This window comes from Rhizobium chutanense (assembly GCF_002531935.1).
Classification (GTDB): domain Bacteria; phylum Pseudomonadota; class Alphaproteobacteria; order Rhizobiales; family Rhizobiaceae; genus Rhizobium; species Rhizobium chutanense.
Genome location: NZ_NWSV01000013.1, coordinates 26166 through 45125, shown reverse-complemented (window position 1 = coordinate 45125; position 18960 = coordinate 26166). Strand labels below are relative to the sequence as shown.

The window sequence follows — 18960 nt, the reverse complement described above, 5'->3', positions numbered from 1 at the left end:
TCCCGCGTTATTCTGAAAACTCAGATACGCTTCATCGCCTTCCAACCGATCGCCCCAGATGCGTTTTCCTGCCTTTGCCAACCATGTTATTTGCCACCTGCTTGCCAAAAGACCATAATTGTCTCACCTAGATCACCCATCGACATCAGGCAGCATGAATTGGATCAACGCTGAATGCGCATACCCTACGTTTTTCTTGCAGCATTTCTTGCCCTCGCACAGTCCGCATATGCTGAAGTTGCCTCGCCGCCGGCTTTGGCGCCGCTGAAGCGGCAGGCGCAGGCGGCTCAGTTGAGCGCACAATTTCTGTCGCGATACAGCTACAAACCCGTTCCGCTCGACGACGCCTTGTCGCAAAGGATCATGGACAGCTTCATCAAATCGCTCGATCCGGACCGCATGCTCTTCCTGCAAACGGATGTCGACAGGTTCATGGCTGACCGCAGCGAGATCGACGATGCGATCGAAAAGCAGGACTTGAAGATCCCGTTTGCGATTTTCAACGCCTATGAACAGCGCGTTGTCGACCGGATGACCTATGCACGCAGCCTGCTGAAGCAGGGCTTCGATTTCAGCACGCAGGAAAGCTTCTCGGTGCTGCGCGATAAGGAGCCGTGGCCGCAGTCGGAAGCCGAGAGCAATGAGCTTTGGCGCAAGCGTGTCAAAAACGACTGGTTGCGGCTGAAGCTCGGCGGCAAGACCGACGCCGCTATTCGCGAAACCCTCGACAAACGCTACGAAAACTCGCTCGAGCGTGCTTACCAGTTTAAAAGCGACGACGTTTTCCAGTCGTTCATGGACTCCTTTGCAACCTCCGTCGATCCGCACACGGATTATTTCGGCGCGGCCGCTTCCGCCGATTTCAATGTCTCGATGAAGCTCTCGCTGTTCGGTATCGGCGCCGTGCTGCAGGAGCGCGACGACTACACGACGATCCGTGAGCTGGTGCCCGGCGGGCCGGCGCAGCTCTCCGGCAAGCTCGCGGTCGGAGACCGCATTACCGGCGTCGGCCAGGGCAAGGACGGGCCGATCAAGGAAGTGGTGGGCACGCGCCTGGATGAAGTCGTGCAGATGATCCGCGGGAAAAAAGGCTCCGTCGTGCGCCTGGATATCCTGCCGGCCGATGCCGGCGCCGATGCCGCGCATCGTGTCGTCAGCCTGGTGCGCGATAAGATCAGTCTCGACAAGCAGGCCGCCAGGAAAACCGTGCTGTCCGTCAAGGCGGGCGACGCCACGCGGAAAATCGGCATCATCACGCTGCCGGTCTTCTATGAGGATTTTGAAGCCAAGAGCAAAGGCGACAAGGACTATAAGAGTGCAAGCCGCGATGTCGCCAAGCTTCTCGGCGAACTGAACGAGGAAAAGGTCGACAGCGTTCTCATCGACCTGCGCAACAATGGCGGCGGTTCGTTGGATGAGGCGATCGATCTCACCGGTCTCTTCATCGGCAATGGCCCGGTCGTTCAGCAGCGCGGCAGCGACGGCAAGATCGCGGTCAGAAGCGCTGATTTTGCTGCACCTGTCTGGACAGGCCCGATGGGTGTCCTGATCAATCGCGGCTCGGCCTCGGCTTCGGAGATCTTTGCTGCGGCAATCCAGGATTACGGTCGCGGCGTGATCATCGGCGAACCCAGTTTCGGCAAGGGCACCGTTCAGACCGTCGTCGATCTCGACCAGGTGGTTCACAACAGCAAACCTGAATTCGGCGAGCTGAAAGTGACGATTTCCCAGTTTTTCCGGGTCAACGGCGGGACGACGCAGCTGCGCGGCGTGACGCCTGATCTGAGCCTGCCGGGATTGTCCGACCCGACTGCTTTCGGCGAGACCAGTTATGACAATGCCCTGCCATGGGCCGAGATCAAGCCGGCGAAATATACCCCCGACGAGACGATCCAGACGCTGCTGCCGGCATTGCAAAGCCGCCATGATGCCCGGGTCAAGAGCGATCCGGACTTCCAGCGCCTGATAAAAGACATTGCCGACCTGAAGGCGCAGCGCGACAAAGGCGTTGTTTCTCTCAATGAAGCCGAACGCCGCAAGGAAGCGGCTGCTCGGGAAAACCGGTTCAAGTCTCGCGCGCAGGCAGGCGATGGCGAAGATCTTGGTGGCGATGATGGCCTGCAGGCGGACGAGCGCAGCCTGAGCGCCGATATTGCCATGGAAAATGCCCGCAAGAATGCAAAAGACGCCCTGCTGGATGAAGCCGCCGCCATTCTGGCCGACGAGGCGGATTTGCAGAAAGGCCCATCACAGGCAGTCACAAAATAATAGGGCAAGCGGCGCCTCGCAGGCTGCGCCGGTGCGTTTGGCGAGATCGCCAAACGCACCGGCCCCGTTTTTGCCGTCGCTCCATCGCCGCTGCGGAGCCGCAGCTTCATCGCGCCGGCGAGGCTTATGTGTCCAGCCACCACCTCTCCTCCGTCATCCCAGGGCTTGATGCCCTGGGATGACGGAGTGTGGGGCGGTTGACCGGCAGGTGCAGCGGGGGCAAGCCCCTTTCGACCGCTATCTGCAGGCGCGTGGCCGACGTCGCGGTAGGGCAGGCGAAACTGGAGGCGGTGTTCACCCTTTGAACGGGCCAGATGACAGACTCGTCGGGGTCGGTGACGAAGCTCATGAGAGGGCGAAGATTCTGACCTCTCTGCCGATGCCCTGAAGTTCTGCCATGCGCGAGGCCGACGTGATACCGCTGTCGCGCAGGATGTCTGAAACATGGGCATCGCCGACGATCGCCTCCGTCGTCATGATCACATTCGGATCGGCAAGACCCTGGACGCGCGAGGCGATATTGACGGTCTGGCCGAAATAATCCTGCCGGTCGTTCAGGTTGACGGCAAGGCATGGGCCTTCATGGATGCCGATCTTCAGGAGAAGATCGTCGCTGCCATGTTCGGTATTCAGGCGAAGCATGGCCTCCCGCATCCGGAGCGCGGCCGCCACTGCGCGGTCGGGGCTCGGGAAGGTCGCCATCACCGCATCGCCAATGGTCTTGACGACAGCGCCGGCCTCTGTGGCGACGATCTCGTGGAGAACCCTGAAATGGGCGCGCACCAGATCGAAGGCGGCAAGGTCGCCGACACGTTCGTAAAGCGCGGTCGAGCCCCTCAAGTCGGTGAAGAGGAAAGTCAGGCTGGTGATCTTGAGGCGCTGGTCGACGTCGAGCGTATCGGTCCGGTAGATGTCGCGGAAGCTCTGGTTGGTCAGCAGGCGCTTGGCTGTCAGAAACGGCCGCCGGCGGCCCAAGAGGTCGTGCAGCTCATCGCCGGCGATGCAGACATTCGGCACCACCCTGCGATCGGTGTGATTTTCGAGGGTGAGCCGCAGCAGGCCGGGACGCAGGGTCAGCGTTTCGTTCAGCGCATGCGCCCGGCTGATGACCATCGAGAGGGTTTGGCGTTCGTCGGTGGGCTCGCCCTTCACGTCGATGAACTGCGCCGAATGGGTGACCGCATCGAAGATGATGACGAACTGCGCCGGCAGTTGCAGCGAGACGAAAGCCTTCTCGCCCGGAGCCAGCTCGATCATCTCCAGCTGGATGCGGGAAAACTTCGCTTCCAGATCCTCCGGCAGGTCGACACCGGAACTGAAGAAGATCTGGCGGTAATATTCAACCGGAGGAAGCCGATCGGGGTCGTGGGCGGCAATCCTGCGCACGCGCGGGCTGACGGTGAAGGTTACCTCGACCATCTCGTCGAGCGTCGGCTCGTAGCCGGCTGCGCAGAGCGCGCAATGGTAGGTCTCTTGCGAGACCCCTTTGAGGGTCGCGCCGCTGTCAAGCACGCCGCCGCATCCCGGGCAAAGCACATTCCAGGTCATCTCGAACGCGCCTATGCGGGCGGCATGCAGAAGCGCTGCGATGGTTTTTTCTTCATCGAGATGATGCTGATTTGCGAAAGCGAGCGCGTTGATGCGATTGAGATCGCGATCCGAGCCATGCCTGACGACGTTTTCGATGCACTCGACCGTCTGCGGGTCGGCAGCCTGCCGCAGGGCGGCAAAAAGTGCATCCATTTCGCTCATCAAATCAGTCTCCGTGCGCAGAACCCACGGCGGACGACGCCAGGACCGGGATCATAACACGGGAATTTCCTAATAGAAATCGATAGGCTCGGAGTCCCCGGAGGCGAGTTTCCTGACCCGCGCTACGCGCCGATGCCGGACAGCAATTCGTCGAGCTGTTCCAGCTGCTCCGGCAATGCGGCCGCCGAGCCCTGCAGTGCTTCCTCAAGCGCCTCCTTGGACGGATAGATTTCGTGGAAAGTCAGAAGTGTCCTCCCGCCTTGCTCTTCGAAGGTCACGGTCGTGATCGCGCCCTCCTCACCCTCGTCGTTGGTCCAGACGATGCGCTCGTTCGGCACCACCTCGAGATACTTGCCGTAGAAGGCCATGGTGTCCGAACCGCCGGCGCCGAATTCCAGCCGATATTTGCCGCCGGTATGGACGTCCATATCGCACGATACGAGCGAAATGCCGGGTGCCGATTTTGGCACCCACCAGCGCTGGAACAGCTCGGGCTGGCTCCACGCCCTGTAAACCGTGCTCGGCGGCGCATTGAATGTCCGCGTCACGACGAGTTCGCGATCCCCTTTGCGCTCGACCGACGTGCGGTTCTGCGCACCGCCTGCACTGTCAACTGGCTGATTCATCGCTTCCCTCCCGTTCCAGTTCGCTGATGATGTCGTCCAATGCGTCGAAGCGGGCCTCGAAGAGCTTGCGATGCGCCTCGATCCACTCGGCCTCCGCCTCGAGGCCGCGTTTCCCAAGCTTGCAGGTTCTCACCCGTCCGACCTTCTGCGTGACGACGAGCCCCGCCCGCTCGAGAATCTGGACGTGCTTCTTCATGCCGGTCAGCGTCATCTGGAACCTATCCGCGAGACTGGTGATCGACGCGTCCCCTCGTCCAAGCTGATCGATGATCCCGCGGCGGGTCGCATCGGACAGCGCCGCGAACGAGAGATCGAGGGGAGGGCTTCCATACTGAACCATATGGTTCAGTTTATAACCTGCCCGCGTAGGAAGCGCAAGCGTCCCGAACTTTCCCTGCCCGTCCGCCGACTGACGGCCCGTTCGATGATCTCACCGCGAATGACGGCGTTGCGCCCGCAAAGCCGCCATTCCGCCCCATGCGGGTGATCAGATCACGAATTCCTCCGCGTAGGTCTGTGGCTCGGGAACGACCGTAACCTCCACCGGAATAATCCAATTGGCCGCGTAGCTCTCGCAGTCGGACCGCTGGAGGTCGGGCTGCACGGACCCCGCCGCATCGGTCGCGCGGCATCGCAATGTATATGGCCCCACGTCTTCAGGGGTCCACATGTATTCCCACAAGCGCCAGGCAAAAGGACGTTCTGTTTCGAGGAGCCTTGCCTCGCGCCAGCCCCTGCCATCTCCGGTGCAGACCTGCACTTGCCGGATAGCAGCCTCTCCGCCCCAGGCGGCTCCGAAAATCCGGTACGGTTGGCCGGCGACGAGACGTGCCCCCTGGACGGGACGCGCGATCTGCGATTTGACCTCCATCTCCGCAAGGGGGACCAGCCTGGGTTCCCCGAGGCTGCGCTCCCAACGGAAATAATCGCGCGCCTGCCAGTAGCCAAGGAACGGTTGCTCCACAACCGTGATATCCGTGATCCACTTGACCCAGGCCATGCCGAACCAGCCACCGACGACGGCGCGCAGCGGGTAGCCGTGATCGCGCGTCAACGGCTCCCCGTTCATCGAATAGGCAAGGATCGTGCTGTCGGCGATGGCCTTCTCAAGCGGTAAACTGCGCGCAAAAGCGATGGGGCCGGGAGACGCCGTTTTCTTGTTCGCGTCGACGACGCCGCTGTCGGCGCCTGTGAGGAGAACCTCACAGGCGGTTTGCTTAACGCCCGCCATTTCCAAAATCTCGCGCAGAAGAACACCTGTCCACGCGGCATTGCCGACGGCTCCGTTCTGCCACTGCAACCCCTCCCTCGGCGGCACATAGTAGACGCGCCCGTTGCCTGCGCACTCGACGACGGCCGATAAAGTCGTGCTCCGCATCGCCTTGATGCTGTCGAGGTCAAGTTCGATCGGCCGCTCCACCGCCCCGCCAACGCGCAATCTCCAGTCTCGCGCATCGAGGTCCGGCGACGGGAAATGGTTTCGCACGAAGAACTGCTCGGTCGGGATCAGCCAATCGGAGAGCGACGCAAACGGAAACTCGATGTTTGGTGGAGATTTCTGTCGAACTATCAGACTGGGCTGCTGTGCTGTCGGCATCGTCCTCGTCTCCCCTTATCAAGAACACAACGTCGGCTTTCGGTCACGCGAATTCCGGTACGATCACACGGCTCCCCGCAGTGCGTCTATCGCATTCCGCCTTCGGGTCGCATTCTAGCACACGTTCCTCGGATCGACCTCGAACGGCAGTAAAGGGGCAGACGGCGGTCTTGACTGCTTTGCGCCTCTTCGCAGTCATTGCGCGCCGTAGTCGGCAATGGCTGACATGGGGCCGTGAGCGGACTGGCAGGTTTGGGATCAAGTTGCGAGAAGCTGTCGTTTTACCTTGGCTCAAGCCGACGCTCGGAGTGCCATTCCGACCAGGCACTCTTGCGATCCCTGCGCGATGCCGATCGACTCTATGACGTGGCATTGAAACTCTTCGAGCCTAACAACAATGCTCGCGCCGCAATACTAGAACGAATCGCGCAAGTATTCTAATAATTTGCCAATTCTACGTGATTAGCCGAGCTCGTTGGAGCGCGACTAGATGCCCGTTGTCCCTGAAGACGAGTTGTTTGGGCGATCGATTGAGTAAGGCTACACGCTGAATGTACGAGCCAATATTACTGTCAGCGTGCGTGATCTAGGCAGCGACCAAGAGATCGAGTTTGTACTCGGCGAATTTGATTTGAGTAGAATCGTTGTTGAGCTTGGCGACGTCTATGTGTTTGAGCCGGAAGATGAATAGGAAGGCAGATAAGGGAAGGCAGGTGAGGTTCGCAATGGGTGCGCTGTTGGGGGAGATCAGGTCTATAGGCAACATCAAAGCCGCATCGTGTAAACGCCGCGCCCGTTTCGAAGAACTCTATCCCGAGGAGGGCTTTGCGCTGGCAGTGCCGCTTGAGCCCGCGGAGTCACGATGAACCAGCAGGATACCACCCTGGCCCGCGCCGTGGCCCGCGATGATAGCGTCCTTCCTCTGGACGCGTTCGTCCGCTCTATATCCGTCAACACCGAGGTGCCGCACATGCTGTTGCTCGGCGCCGGCGCGTCGATCTCGTCGCGCATACCGTCTGCCTCGACCTGCATCTGGCAATGGAAGCGCTCGATCTTCCTGTCGAACCATCCGGGGATGGAGCAGAATTTCGACGAGCTCTCGCTCGGCATGGTGCAGGAACGCATCCAGGGCTGGCTCGATACGCAGCCCGGCTTTCCCCGCATTGGCGATGAGGGCGAGTATGGCTTCTATATCGATCGCTGCTATCCGCGTGTTGAGGATCGCCGCTCGTTCTTCCAGCGGCATATCCAGGCCGCGAAGCTAAGCAGCGGCTACCGCATAGCCGCGCGCCTCGCGAAGAACAACCTGTTCCGGCTGGTCTGGACGACGAATTTCGACGGCCTCATGTCAAGGGCGCTCGCGGAGACGTCGGTCACGCCGGTGGAGATCGGTCTCGATTCCACTAATCGAATCGTGCGCACTAACCGCACCGGCGAACTCAGCTGCGTCGCGCTGCATGGTGATTATCGCTACGACGCGCTTCGCAACACCGACGACGAGGTGCGGCGCCTCGACGAGGAATTGCGGCAGGCATTGATCGAGCAGGCGGTCTCCTCCCCGCTCATCGTGCTTGGCTATAGCGGCCGCGACAACTCGATCATGGAGGCATTGACTGAGAGCTACTCACGTCCCGGCGCCGGCGTGCTGTACTGGTGCGGATTCGGCGACGGGCCGCCGCCGGAAGCCGTTGTTGCCCTCATCGCTGCGGCGCGCAAGGCCGGCCGGACCGCATTCTATGTACCGGGAGCGGCTTTCGACGACGTCATGCGGCGGCTTGCCCTCGCTACTTTAAGCGGTGGAGACCGCGAGGATGTCCTCGACATCATCGCCAAATCGGGCACGGAGCAGCCGGCCGCCACGGCCTTCACTGTGCCGGCCGGTGCGATCGGCGGCATCGTCAAGAGCACGGCCTTCAAGCTTCGCTGCCCCGTCGAGGCCTATTCGTTCAAACCCGCTTCGATGCCTGAGCAGGGCGTATGGCGATGGGTGCGCGAGGCGATCGGCGATCGGCGCGATCTCATGGCCGTTCCCTACAAGGGCAGGGTGTGGGCGCTCGGCACCCTGACCAGCATCCATGAGGTGTTTACCGGACCCATGAGCGAAGTACCAGTAAGGGTTCCGATCGACGTCAGCGAACTGCGCCATGAGGACGGCGCGGTCACGCACCTACTCGTGCGTTCCCTCGCCTTGGCGATCGCCGGCGCCCGGAACCTGCCGTCGGAAGGCCCGCTGCTATGGGACCCCAAAAAGCCCCAGCGCCGGCAGGTAGATGGCCGCAGCTACACCGTCCATGATGCGGTCCTGCTGTTCATTCGGCGCGCCGGCCGGGACACGTTCCTCGTACTCAAACCCACGGTGAAGCTGTTTGCCGCGGACGGCTCGCCGGCCCCAAAGGAAGACGAGAAGGCGATCAAGCTCGGCATCTTCGGCTACCAGCACAACGACAAGTTCGACGCGGCCGTCGAACACTGGCGCCGTCAGTTATTCGGCGAGGGCACGCAGTTCAACTGCCCTTCGGGCGAGGATGTCGGCTTCCTGTTCACGATCGACCGCGCGCCCGTGTCCGCGGCGATAGTGGCGGCGCCTGGAGAAGCAACGATTCCCGAGAGGGCTGCCGCGAAATCGGTGCAGAAGGGCTTCCGAATCCGCGAGCCCAATCTGCTATTCGCCAGCAAGGGGGGCACGGGCATGGTAAACGACCCGCATCCGGTGCGCGGCCTGGTGTCGAACCGCCCGTTCGATTTCAGCCTCACGCGTTCCGGCATGGCGCACGACATCAAGCTCGGGGTCATCTGCCCACAGCCCGAGGCCGCTGCCACCGCCGCGCGTCTCACCATGCTTGAGCAGGCGGCAAGCCCCAGCGAGACGGAGAAGGACTATCTCCTGGACTTCCCTGGGTTCGCGCAGGCATTCGGGCTGCCCCTTGTCATCCCGAGACCGCAGGACCTGTCGTGGCGTGCGCCTGACGAGCCTTCAACCGATCTGACAAAGGAGCGCGGAACCCGTTTTGCCGCGCGCGCCGTCATTCAGGCGATCGACGAACTGCGTAGTGCGCAACGCGTCAACGTCATCTTGATCGTCACACCGTTGCGCTGGGCGAACTGGCGCTCTTTCGAGACCGACAGCGAACGCTTCGACCTGCATGATTTCGTGAAGGCCTATTGTGCGCGTAAAGGTATCGCGACACAGTTTCTCGATGAGGATACCTTGACCGATCCGCAGACCTGCCGCATCCGGTGGTGGCTGTCGCTCGCCCTTTACGCCAAGAGCTTTCGCACTCCTTTCGTCTTGCAGGCAGCCGGCACTGATACCGCCTATGTCGGCTTCGGCACCAGCATTGACCGTCACGGCCCGCAGGGGCGCAAAGTCGTGCTCGGATGCAGCCATATCTTCAATCAGCAGGGCCAGGGCCTGCAGTATCGTTTGAGCAAGGTCGAGAACCCGAGCTTCGACCGCCGGCAGCGCAACGCCTTTCTCTCCCGCGATGATGCGCGCCGCGTCGGCGAATCTATCAGGCAGCTTTTCTTCGAGGCACGCAGCGCTCTGCCCCGCCGCGTCGTCATCCATAAGCGCTTCGAGTTCCGGCGCGACGAGCGGGAAGGGTTGCTCGAGGGCCTCGCCGGCGTCGCCGAGGTTGATATGGTGGAGATCACCGTCGACGACGCGTTCCGCTATGTGAATTCCAAGATGTATTCGGGCAAGCTGGAGGTCGACAAGTTCCCCGTCGCACGCGGGACCGTCATCCCGATCGGTGACCAGGAGGCACTGCTTTGGGTGCATGGCAGCGCCGCGGCGATACGCAACAACTGGCGCTACTACCAAGGCAAGCGACGCATTCCGGCGCCGCTCCGTATCCGACGTCATGCCGGAACAACAGACCTGCAGACGCTGGCGACCGAAATCCTCGGCCTGTCGAAGATGAACTGGAACAGCTTCGATTTGTACACGCAGGCGCCCGCGACGCTCGAGACCTCCGGCCAAATCGCCCGTATAGGCCGTCTTATGGAGAACTTCGGTGAAGCCAACTACGACTACCGGCTGTTGATGTAGGGCGATGGCGACCGAAGAAGAACCGATGGGATCGACAAGGCGGCGATGCCATGGCCGCACTCAACGCTCAGAGTTGACGAGACTGCGGCGGGCAGCGTGTCCATGAAGGAGGTCACGCGCTCGGCGCCGATCTGCGGCGTGTCGATCGCGCGGTAGGTGATGGTGTTCTTGACCCAGTTCTTCTTATAGTGCGCGTTTGCGAACGCTTCGAACAGGCCTGCTTCGAGAAGGCAGTTGTCCTATACGTCGTAGAGGTTCTCCACCCACTTATCCGACGTCCCGTTGCCGCGGAGCTTCGCCTCGATGCCGTTACCCCCGCGGCCCTCGGCGAAGGAGCTATGCAGTAAGGAGGCCAGACGAAGAGTCCGGCCTCCTTTTAGTTCATTATGCGCGGCGGCGGATACCCGTCTGCAGCGCCTTGCCGTCGATACGAAGCTCGACAAGGCCGCGATCCACCATCGAGCGCATACCGCGGGTAAAGCGCGGGAGGTTATGCGCTTTTACTTGAAAGCTGTGCCAGCGGTGCCGCCTCGCATTAGCGTCGGTGAACCCTCGGAGCGCCGGGAAACCCCTCGCATGCACAACATGGTACTGGGTCCTGTGCCGGGTATAGGCTGGATTCCGCTCGTCGAGGACGCGCAAGCGGATTGTGTGCAACTTCGCCCGCACGGATGCACGGCGATACGGACGAGGGAAATACAGAACGTTCGTCACTTGGAGTCTCCTGTCGATCGGCTCAGGAGTGACAAAGCGAGATCGTCGGAGCCGAACGACAACCACGCCTGCATGTTTGCTGGCTAGTGGTCGGCGGCCGCGGGTTGGTTCCACGCGGTTCGGCTCCCGGCATTTCGCCGGCGGTTCTTGGGTCCGAAAACGGATCGGCCCGACCCCGATGACACGAACTTACCGAGTTGATGCGCGGTTGGCAAGATAGGGAGCTAGGGTTCCACCCTCTCTCCCTAAAACGAAATTACATGCCCGGGTTGGGTAGCTGTGCAAATCGGGCCTGAGGCTAACTCGCCTGCGCGCGAGGCGCCAATTCGTCTACCTTCAGGGAGTGGCAATGCCAACCTCAGTGGCAGAGTTGAGGGCGCGAAGCTGCCGAACGCTGATAGCCCAATGAAAGTCCCCTCCCTGCCCCGGAGCAGACGTTCATTTCGCAATCAGTGCTTCCGGTTGGCCCCGGAAGCAGGCGTTGTGCGCGTTGCGGAATTTCCTGTTATGCCAACCGATGGCGCAAAGGATCATTGTGGAGGAGAGGGCGAGTGGCCGAAATTCCAATCCGTTGTTTTGCTGTATCGGTCGTCGTCATCCGCGAGAGAATGGCTGGATATGAGGTGCTGCTTTTACGCCGAAATCACACGTTGATTGGTGAGTGGTGCCAAGTGGCCGGCGGCATCGAGGACGGCGAGAAGGCCTGGGAAACTGCGTTGCGAGAGGTCCGTGAAGAGACAGGCCTGATCTGCGACCTTCTCTATTCCGCAGATATCTGCGAGCAATTTTATGAGGCCGATCGCAATGCCATCAGCATGCTGCCCGTCTTCGTCGGTATTGTGGATGCCGAGCAGACAGTTTTTATCAACGATGAACACAGCGAATTTCGGTGGGTATCGTTCGCAGAGGCCATGGAGATGGTGCCGTTCGCGGGCCAGCGCCGTGTTCTCAAACACGTCGAGGCGGAATTCGTGAATCGGGAGCCCATTGGGCATCTTCTCATCCATGAGATGTCGCAGAAAATTTAAGTTTCTTCGAAGCCTATGACCGGTTTGAGCTGGGAGCGCCGGCCCGCCGAAAAGCCAAAACGGGTTTCAGCTCCCCTTATAGATCCGTTTCAACGCCGCCAGCAGCGCATCCATCTCATCGCGCGAAAACAGCTCGATGAAACGCTGCTCGTGCGTGTCGATCAGCTTGCGCGCCTGTTCGAGCATGGCGCGTCCCGCTTCGGTCAGATGCAGTTCCTGGCGGCGGCGGTCCGCCTGGGAGGGCCGGCGCTCGATCAGGTCGCGGGCGGCCAGCCGGTTGACGAGGGCCATCATGGTGGCGCGATCGGTGCCGAGCGTATTGGCGAGGTCGATCTGCGATGCGCCTGTGTTGACCGCAAGCAGTTCCATCACCGCGAGCTGTTTCTGCGTCAGCGCCAGTTGCTCCATGGTTTCGGCGAAATCGCGGTAGATCGCGACATGCGCCATACGGAGATGAAACCCTAAGAGATCGCCGAGTCGGCCGACGTCGAGCGGCGGTGTTACCGGCGCCTCTTCGCCCTCGACATCGTCCTGCGGTGCTTGCTTGGTCATTGTCCGTCTCGCCTGGTTCAGGCGCCATAACCATCAAAATCAGCGGGTTAGTCAATATCGCCGGTCTCGATTTCTCCCGCGTCCGCCCGAATGAGCGGATTGCCGCAAACGGCTCTTGCATCTCCGAGAAAAGATATTAGTATGTGTTGCATACAAAGTTGATGCCTGTTGTGGGAGCGACGGGCATGGGAGGAAATAATGGCGCATTCCTTTTCCGGGGTGGTTTCGTCGGCAGATTGCGGACTGGTGAAGGATGACCCGATCCTCTACCGCGCCGGCGTCGCACCGGATCGTCAGGCTCTGTTCGAGATCGCCACCGGCCGGCAGCTTACCTATGCCGAGCTCGATGCGCGGATCGCCCGCTGCACCGGCCTCCTGACCGGTGTGCTCGGAGCGCGGCGGGATGGGGCGCGGGTCGCCATGCTGGCGCGCAATTCGATGGATTCGATCGTGCTTGCCTTTGCCTGCCAGCGGGCCGGCGCCATCTACGTGCCGCTCAATTGGCGCCTCAACGCCGCCGAGCTTTTGCCGATCCTTGCCGATTGCGCGCCGGCGCTGCTGGTCCACGACGAGGAATTTTCGGCTGTTGTGGCGAGCCTCGTAGACGCCGATCCCGAGATGGTGGTGATGTCGACATCAGGCGGTCCGGCCGCGCTCGCCGCCCGGATCGAGGCGAGCCTTCCGGCCGGGCAGGTGCCCGCCGATGCCGATGGAGCCTGCGTCCTTCTCTACACGTCGGGCACGACGGGACAGCCGAAGGGCGTCGTCATCACCCGCCGCAATGCTTTCTTCGCCGCCGTCAATTTTTCCTTTGTCGGCGAGATCGGGCCTGAAACCGTCGCTTTGTGCGACCTGCCGTTCTTCCACACGATCGGGCTGATCGCGGTGGCGCGCACCACCTTGATGCTGGGCGGCACGCTCGTCGTCTCCGACCGCTTCACGCCGGCGCGAACGCTCGCAGCGCTTGCCGACCGGCAGCGCGCCGTCACCCATTATTTCGCCGTGCCGCAGATCGCACTCGCCCTGCGTGGCGATGCCGCCTATAGCGCCGCGGCTCTTTCCGGCCTGCACGCGCTCTTTGTCGGCGGCGCGCCGCTGACGCAGGCGCTGATCGAAAGCTATCTCGACGACGGCGTTGCGCTGGTCAACGGCTACGGCATGAGCGAGGCGGGAACGGTGCTGCATGTGCCGATCGACCGGCGCGCGGTGCAGGACAATCCCGGCAGTGTCGGTCTGCCGGCGCCGCTCATCGACATTCGCATCGTCGGCGAGGACGGCCGCGAGGTGGATGAAGGCGAGATCGGCGAGTTGTGGCTGCGCGGGCCGGCGGTGACGCCGGGTTACTGGAACAAGCCCGGGGAAACCGCCGCCGCCTTCACCGACGGCTGGTACCGCACCGGCGATCTCGGCCGGCGCGAAGCCAACGGCTTCTATCGCATCGTCGACCGGCTGAAGGACATGTACATCAGCGGCGGCGAGAATGTTTACCCCGCCGAGGTCGAAGCCGCACTCGTCAGCCATCCCGATATTCTCGACGCCGCCGTCGTCGGTATTCCCGACACCAGGTGGGGCGAATGCGGCATCGCCTATGTCGTGCTGCGGCCGGGGGCGGCGGCAACGGGCGAGGCGATCGCCGGCCATTGCGCGGAGCGGCTCGCCGCCTTCAAACGCCCGGCCGGCATCGTCTTCGTCGAGACCATTCCGCGCACCGCCTCCGGCAAGGTGCAGAAACATGTTCTGCGCCAGCTGCATTCCGACGAAACCCTTCAACGACAGGCTTTGTGAAGCGGCCCCGCTCTCACCACGAAACCAATGGAGTACGCCTATGACTGACATCCAATCCCCCGTTCTGGTCGACTTCGACAACGGCATCGCCTTCGTCACCCTCAACCGTCCGGAAAAGCGCAATGCGATGAATCCGGCGCTGAATGCCCGGATGCTCCAGGTGCTCGACGAACTCGAGGGCGACGAGCGCTGCGGTGTGCTCGTTCTGCGCGGCGCCGGGCAATCCTGGTCGGCCGGCATGGATCTCAAGGAATATTTCCGCGACAATGACGACAAGCCGCGTGACGCCACGCTGAAGGCACGGCGCCAATCCGGCAACTGGTGGGGCCGGCTGATGTATTTCGAAAAGCCGACGATCGCCATGGTCAACGGCTGGTGCTTCGGCGGCGCCTTCACGCCGCTGGTTTCCTGCGATCTCGCCATCGCCGCCGAGGAAGCGAATTTCGGCCTCTCCGAGATCAATTGGGGCATTCTGCCGGGTGGCAACGTCACCCGCGCGGTTGCCGAGGTGATGCGCCACCGCGACGCCCTCTATTACATCATGACCGGCGAATTGTTCGGCGGGCGCAAGGCTGCGGAAATGGGGCTGGTCAACGAGGCCGTGCCGCTCGCCGAGTTGGAAAGCCGGGTCCGCAAGATCTGCGCCAGCCTGCTCGAAAAGAACCCGGTGACGCTGAAGGCCGCCAAGGACACCTATAAGCGGGTGCGCAACCTGCCATGGGATCTCGCCGACGATTACATCTACGCCAAGCTGGAGCAGATGCTGTTTCTCGACAAGACCAAGGGGCGCGACGAGGGGCTGAAACAGTTCCTCGACGACAAGACCTATCAGCCGGGGCTCGGCGCCTACAAGCGCGGCTGAGGGCGCGTTGATTTCGGGAGGAGGATAGAATGAAAATCCATGCCGCGGTGGCGCGTGCGCCGCATATGCCGTTTTCGCTGGAAAGGCTTGATCTGGAGGAGCCGCGCGAAGGGGAAATCCTGGTTCGCGTCGTCGCAACCGGGGTTTGCCACACCGATATCGTCATGCGCGACCAGCATCTGCCAGTGCCGCAGCCGGTGGTGCTCGGTCACGAAGGCGCCGGCATCGTCGAGCGGGTCGGGCCGGGTGTTACCAAGGTGGCGCCCGGCGATCACGTGGTCATGACCTTCAATTCCTGTGGCCATTGCCCGAGCTGCAACGATCACGAGGAGACCTATTGCCACGAATTCTTCCCGCGTAATTTCTTCGGTGCGCGCGCCGATGGGTCGAGTGGGCTCTCCTGCGAGGGAGAGCGGGTTCACGGCAATATTTTCGGGCAATCCTCCTTTGCCAGCCATGCGCTCTGCCATGAACGCAATATCGTGAAAGTGCCCGGAGACGCCGATTTGGCGCTGCTCGGGCCGCTCGCCTGCGGCATCCAGACCGGCGCTGGCGCTGTCATGAACGCGCTCAAAGTCGAACCGGGAAAGGTGCTTGCGGTCTTCGGCATGGGCTCCGTCGGGCTTGCCGCGGTCATGGCGGCGCGGGTCGTCGGAGCGTCACGGATCATCGCCGTCGACGTCAACGAGACGCGGCTGGCGCTTGCGGCGGAACTCGGCGCGACCGACATCGTCAATGGTAGGACGAGCGATGCGGTCGCCGCGATCATGGCGATGACCGGCGCCGGCGTCGATTATGCGATCGATGCCTCGGGCGTGCCCGCCGTCATTGATCAATGCGTGCGGGTGCTGGCGCCGCGCGGCACTTGCGGCATCGTCGGGGCCTCGCCCCACGGCGCGACGCTGACGCTCGATCTCACCCATATCCTTTCCGGCGGACGCCGGGTGCGCGGCATCGTCGAGGGCGATTCCAATCCCGACGTGCTGATCCCGCTGTTGATCGACCTTCACAGGCAGGGCCGCTTCCCCTTCGACCGGTTCATCACCTTCTATGATTTCGCCGACATCAACCAGGCGGTGGAGGACTCGGAAAAGGGCATCGTCCTGAAACCGGTCGTGCGCCAGCCGGCCGTCTGACACCGTTCAAGGGAGGAAACAATGAACACCATTACCCCAATCGCCACCGATACCAGTGCCGAGGCCATGAAGGCGCTGCTTGAGCGGCAAAGGGCATCCTTCCTGAAGGAGGGGCCGCCTGATATCGAGACCCGCATCGATCGCATCGACCGCGTCATCGCCCTGCTCGTCGACCATAAGGACGCGATTGCCGCGGCTCTCTCCAGCGATTTCGGCAGCCGCAGCGTCGAGGCGAGCCTGCTTCTCGATGTCTTCACCTGCATCGGCTCGCTCAAATATGCCAAGGCCCATCTGGCCGAATGGCTGAAGCCGGAAGAGCACGAGGCATTGTTCCCGGATGCGGTCGCCAAGGTGGTCTACCAGCCAAAAGGCGTTGTCGGAATCCTGAGCCCCTGGAATTTCCCCTATCAGCTCGCCCTTGCGCCGCTTGCCGGCATTCTCGCCGCCGGCAACCGCGCCATGATCAAACCGTCGGAGGTGACGCCGGCCTCATCCGCCTTGATGGCAGAGCTCATCGCCGGCGCCTTCGACGAAACCGAAATCTCAGTCGTCCAGGGCGGACCGGCGACGGGCACGGCCTTCACATCGCTGGCTTTCGACCATCTGATCTTCACCGGCGGGACCGCGATCGCCCATCATGTCATGCGCGCGGCGGCTGACAATCTGACGCCGCTGACGCTGGAACTCGGCGGCAAGTCGCCCGTCATCGTCGGCCGCTCGGCCGATCTCGCCGACGCAGCGCGCCGCGTCATGACGGTCAAGACGCTGAATGCCGGCCAGATCTGCCTGGCGCCGGATCATGTCTATGTGCCCGCGGAAAGCGTCGAAGCCTTTGCCGGACATGCGGTCGCGGCGGTCGGCGCGATGTATCCGGCGCTGAAGGAAAATCCCGATTACACCTCGATCGTCAATGCCCGCCATCACGCCCGCGTCCAGAGCCTGATCGAGGATGCCAGGGCCAAGGGCGCCCGTATCGTCGAGATCAATCCGGCGGCGGAGAATTTCTTGCAGCAATCGGCCCATCGCATACCTCCGACCCTGATCCTCGATCCCACCGAAGACATGCACGTGCTGCAGGAGGAAATCTTCGGGCCGGTGCTGCCGGTCATTGCCTATCGCGATATCGCCGACGTCATCGACCGGATCAATGCGAGGCCGCGCCCGCTCGCCCTCTATTACTTCAGCCAGGATCAGGAAGAGGAGCGCCGTGTCCTCGACAATACGACCTCCGGCGGGGTGACGGTCAACGACTGCATGAGCCACGTCACGGCGGAAGGCCTGCCTTTCGGCGGCGTCGGCCATTCCGGCATGGGCGCCTATCACGGCAAGTTCGGTTTCCTCACCTTCTCGCACCCGCGCGCCGTCTATCACCAGAGCAAGATGGTCGAAGCGGAATATATGATGCGGCCGCCTTTCGGCGAGGCGATGCGCGGCTTTCTGGCCGCGGCGATCTGCAAATAGAGCGGACATCGGCGGAGCCGGGCGTGAGATTTATTACGCGCCCGGCCGTTGAGGCTTACGGCAGCTTCCTGATAGTGCTGTAAATGATGTTGCGGTTGGTGCCGAACCAGACCCGCTTATCGACCGTGTTTTCCGCCGCGCTAGCATTGGCAATACGCCACATGTCGGCTTCGGAACGCTGGAGAAGCTCCCAGTTCATATAGGATTCCATATATCCGTCGTCCGCCATCTCATCGGAGAAATTGGCAAACAGAAAGATGCCACCCGGTTTGAGCATTTCCATGCAAATCTGCGTGAGCCGGATTGCGACCTTGTCGGTGAGGTAATCGTACAAGCCCGCTGCGTAGATGAGATGGAATGTGCCAATTTGGTGCTTTCGCGCGAGCAGGCCGCGCACGGATCCATCAATAGGCTCGACACGAGTCCCGTGGAACTGGCTCGAGATCGAGCCAATGCTTTGGGGATCCTGATCGAGAGCAACCCAGCGTTTCAGGCGGCCTTCCGCCAGTGCTGTTGATGCCTCCGCTTCGCGAAGGTGACCGGCGGCGATGGCCAGGACCTCGGTATCCGAACCCGTTCGCGCAGCGGTGTCATCGACGTAGCGGGTCAGGATGTCGCGACGTTCCCTGACGGCGACCGGGCCGGGCGCGTTGATCGTGTATTCGAAGATATCGAGACCGAGACGGGTGGATCTGGCCACTTCTTCGGCGACCGCCGGATGGCCATAAATAAAGTCTATAAGTCCGGCATCACCGGAATAACCGCGCGGTTTTTCAAAGGACCAACGCGTGAACGGGCACTGCTGCAGGATCTTTGCCGAGGAATGGGCCTGAATAATCGGGATGAGCTTCTGCCACACGGCAGCACCGAATTTTTGACGGATATCATGGAGCTGGCCAATCAACCACCTGACTGCGTCGGGCAGGTGGTTGCCGGCGGCGAACCGCTGCGTTGCAAGGTTGATGACAATCGCAAACTCGGCCTCCGCGGTGCGCAGAAGGCCTGTTTCGTGATCCTGGCTGGGCGAGGGGAGGTTATTGCTGACGGACTGCGGTGTGATCAAGCTTTGGCCATCAAGAGAAAAAAGCGGCTGTGCCACGGAACCTCACTGGTAAATAACAACTTAAG

14 protein-coding genes are annotated in these 18960 nt (G+C 61.8%); 7 read left to right on the top strand and 7 right to left on the bottom strand.

The features are described from left to right. Positions 1–174 precede the first annotated feature (174 nt). Positions 175–2268, top strand: a complete 2094-nt coding sequence (locus CO666_RS19615) for a carboxy terminal-processing peptidase (RefSeq protein ID WP_097613872.1) — start codon at positions 175–177, stop codon at positions 2266–2268. Positions 2269–2613: 345 nt separating this feature from the next. On the opposite strand, the gene CO666_RS19605 is transcribed toward CO666_RS19615, so the two are convergent. The 4 genes from CO666_RS19605 to CO666_RS19590 form a co-directional block, all read right to left on the bottom strand. After that, positions 2614–4020, bottom strand: a complete 1407-nt coding sequence (locus CO666_RS19605) for an adenylate/guanylate cyclase domain-containing protein (protein ID WP_097613870.1) — start codon at positions 4018–4020, stop codon at positions 2614–2616. A gap of 122 nt (positions 4021–4142) precedes the next feature. Further along, positions 4143–4646, bottom strand: a complete 504-nt coding sequence (locus CO666_RS19600) for an SRPBCC family protein (RefSeq protein ID WP_097613869.1) — start codon at positions 4644–4646, stop codon at positions 4143–4145. Then, entirely contained in the window at positions 4630–4986 is a 357-nt protein-coding gene (locus CO666_RS19595) for an ArsR/SmtB family transcription factor (RefSeq protein WP_097613868.1), read from the bottom strand. Before CO666_RS19595 ends, CO666_RS19600 begins: the two co-directional genes overlap by 17 nt. A 147-nt stretch (positions 4987–5133) precedes the next feature. Then, positions 5134–6243 carry a sulfite oxidase gene (locus tag CO666_RS19590; protein ID WP_097613867.1) on the bottom strand — a complete coding sequence of 370 codons (1110 nt, stop codon included), beginning with the start codon at positions 6241–6243 and terminating at the stop codon, positions 5134–5136. Between the two features lie 862 nt (positions 6244–7105). Here CO666_RS19590 and CO666_RS19580 point away from each other — a divergent pair. Next, positions 7106–10294: an SIR2 family protein gene (locus CO666_RS19580; RefSeq protein ID WP_097613865.1), complete on the top strand. Its 3189-nt coding sequence runs from the start codon at positions 7106–7108 to the stop codon at positions 10292–10294. A 384-nt stretch (positions 10295–10678) separates the two neighbouring features. Here CO666_RS19580 and CO666_RS33705 read toward each other — a convergent pair whose 3' ends face one another. Beyond that, positions 10679–11008: a hypothetical protein gene (locus CO666_RS33705; protein WP_143540331.1), complete on the bottom strand. Its 330-nt coding sequence runs from the start codon at positions 11006–11008 to the stop codon at positions 10679–10681. Between the two features lie 551 nt (positions 11009–11559). Between CO666_RS33705 and CO666_RS19570 the strand changes: the two genes are divergently transcribed. Next, positions 11560–12036, top strand: coding sequence for an NUDIX hydrolase (locus CO666_RS19570; RefSeq protein ID WP_097613863.1), 477 nt, complete (start codon positions 11560–11562; stop codon positions 12034–12036). A 66-nt stretch (positions 12037–12102) separates the two neighbouring features. On the opposite strand, the gene CO666_RS19565 is transcribed toward CO666_RS19570, so the two are convergent. Then, entirely contained in the window at positions 12103–12588 is a 486-nt protein-coding gene (locus CO666_RS19565) for a MarR family winged helix-turn-helix transcriptional regulator (protein WP_097613862.1), read from the bottom strand. Between the two features lie 198 nt (positions 12589–12786). Here CO666_RS19565 and CO666_RS19560 point away from each other — a divergent pair, with 198 nt between their 5' ends. Genes CO666_RS19560 through CO666_RS19545 form a run of 4 tightly spaced genes read left to right on the top strand, consistent with a single transcriptional unit; the run spans position 12787 to position 17832 of the window. Beyond that, positions 12787–14373, top strand: a complete 1587-nt coding sequence (locus CO666_RS19560) for an AMP-binding protein (protein WP_097613861.1) — start codon at positions 12787–12789, stop codon at positions 14371–14373. 40 nt (positions 14374–14413) lie between these two features. After that, positions 14414–15235, top strand: a complete 822-nt coding sequence (locus CO666_RS19555; RefSeq protein ID WP_097613860.1) for a p-hydroxycinnamoyl CoA hydratase/lyase — start codon at positions 14414–14416, stop codon at positions 15233–15235. 29 nt (positions 15236–15264) lie between these two features. Then, entirely contained in the window at positions 15265–16371 is a 1107-nt protein-coding gene (locus tag CO666_RS19550) for an NAD(P)-dependent alcohol dehydrogenase (protein ID WP_097613859.1), read from the top strand. 21 nt (positions 16372–16392) lie between these two features. Beyond that, the gene (locus tag CO666_RS19545) at positions 16393–17832 is read left to right on the top strand and encodes a coniferyl aldehyde dehydrogenase (RefSeq protein WP_097613858.1); all 1440 of its coding nucleotides are present in this window, start codon (positions 16393–16395) and stop codon (positions 17830–17832) included. 55 nt (positions 17833–17887) lie between these two features. Here the strand turns inward: CO666_RS19545 and CO666_RS19540 are convergent, their stop codons facing one another. Beyond that, positions 17888–18931: a class I SAM-dependent methyltransferase gene (locus tag CO666_RS19540; RefSeq protein WP_097613857.1), complete on the bottom strand. Its 1044-nt coding sequence runs from the start codon at positions 18929–18931 to the stop codon at positions 17888–17890. Positions 18932–18960 lie beyond the last annotated feature (29 nt).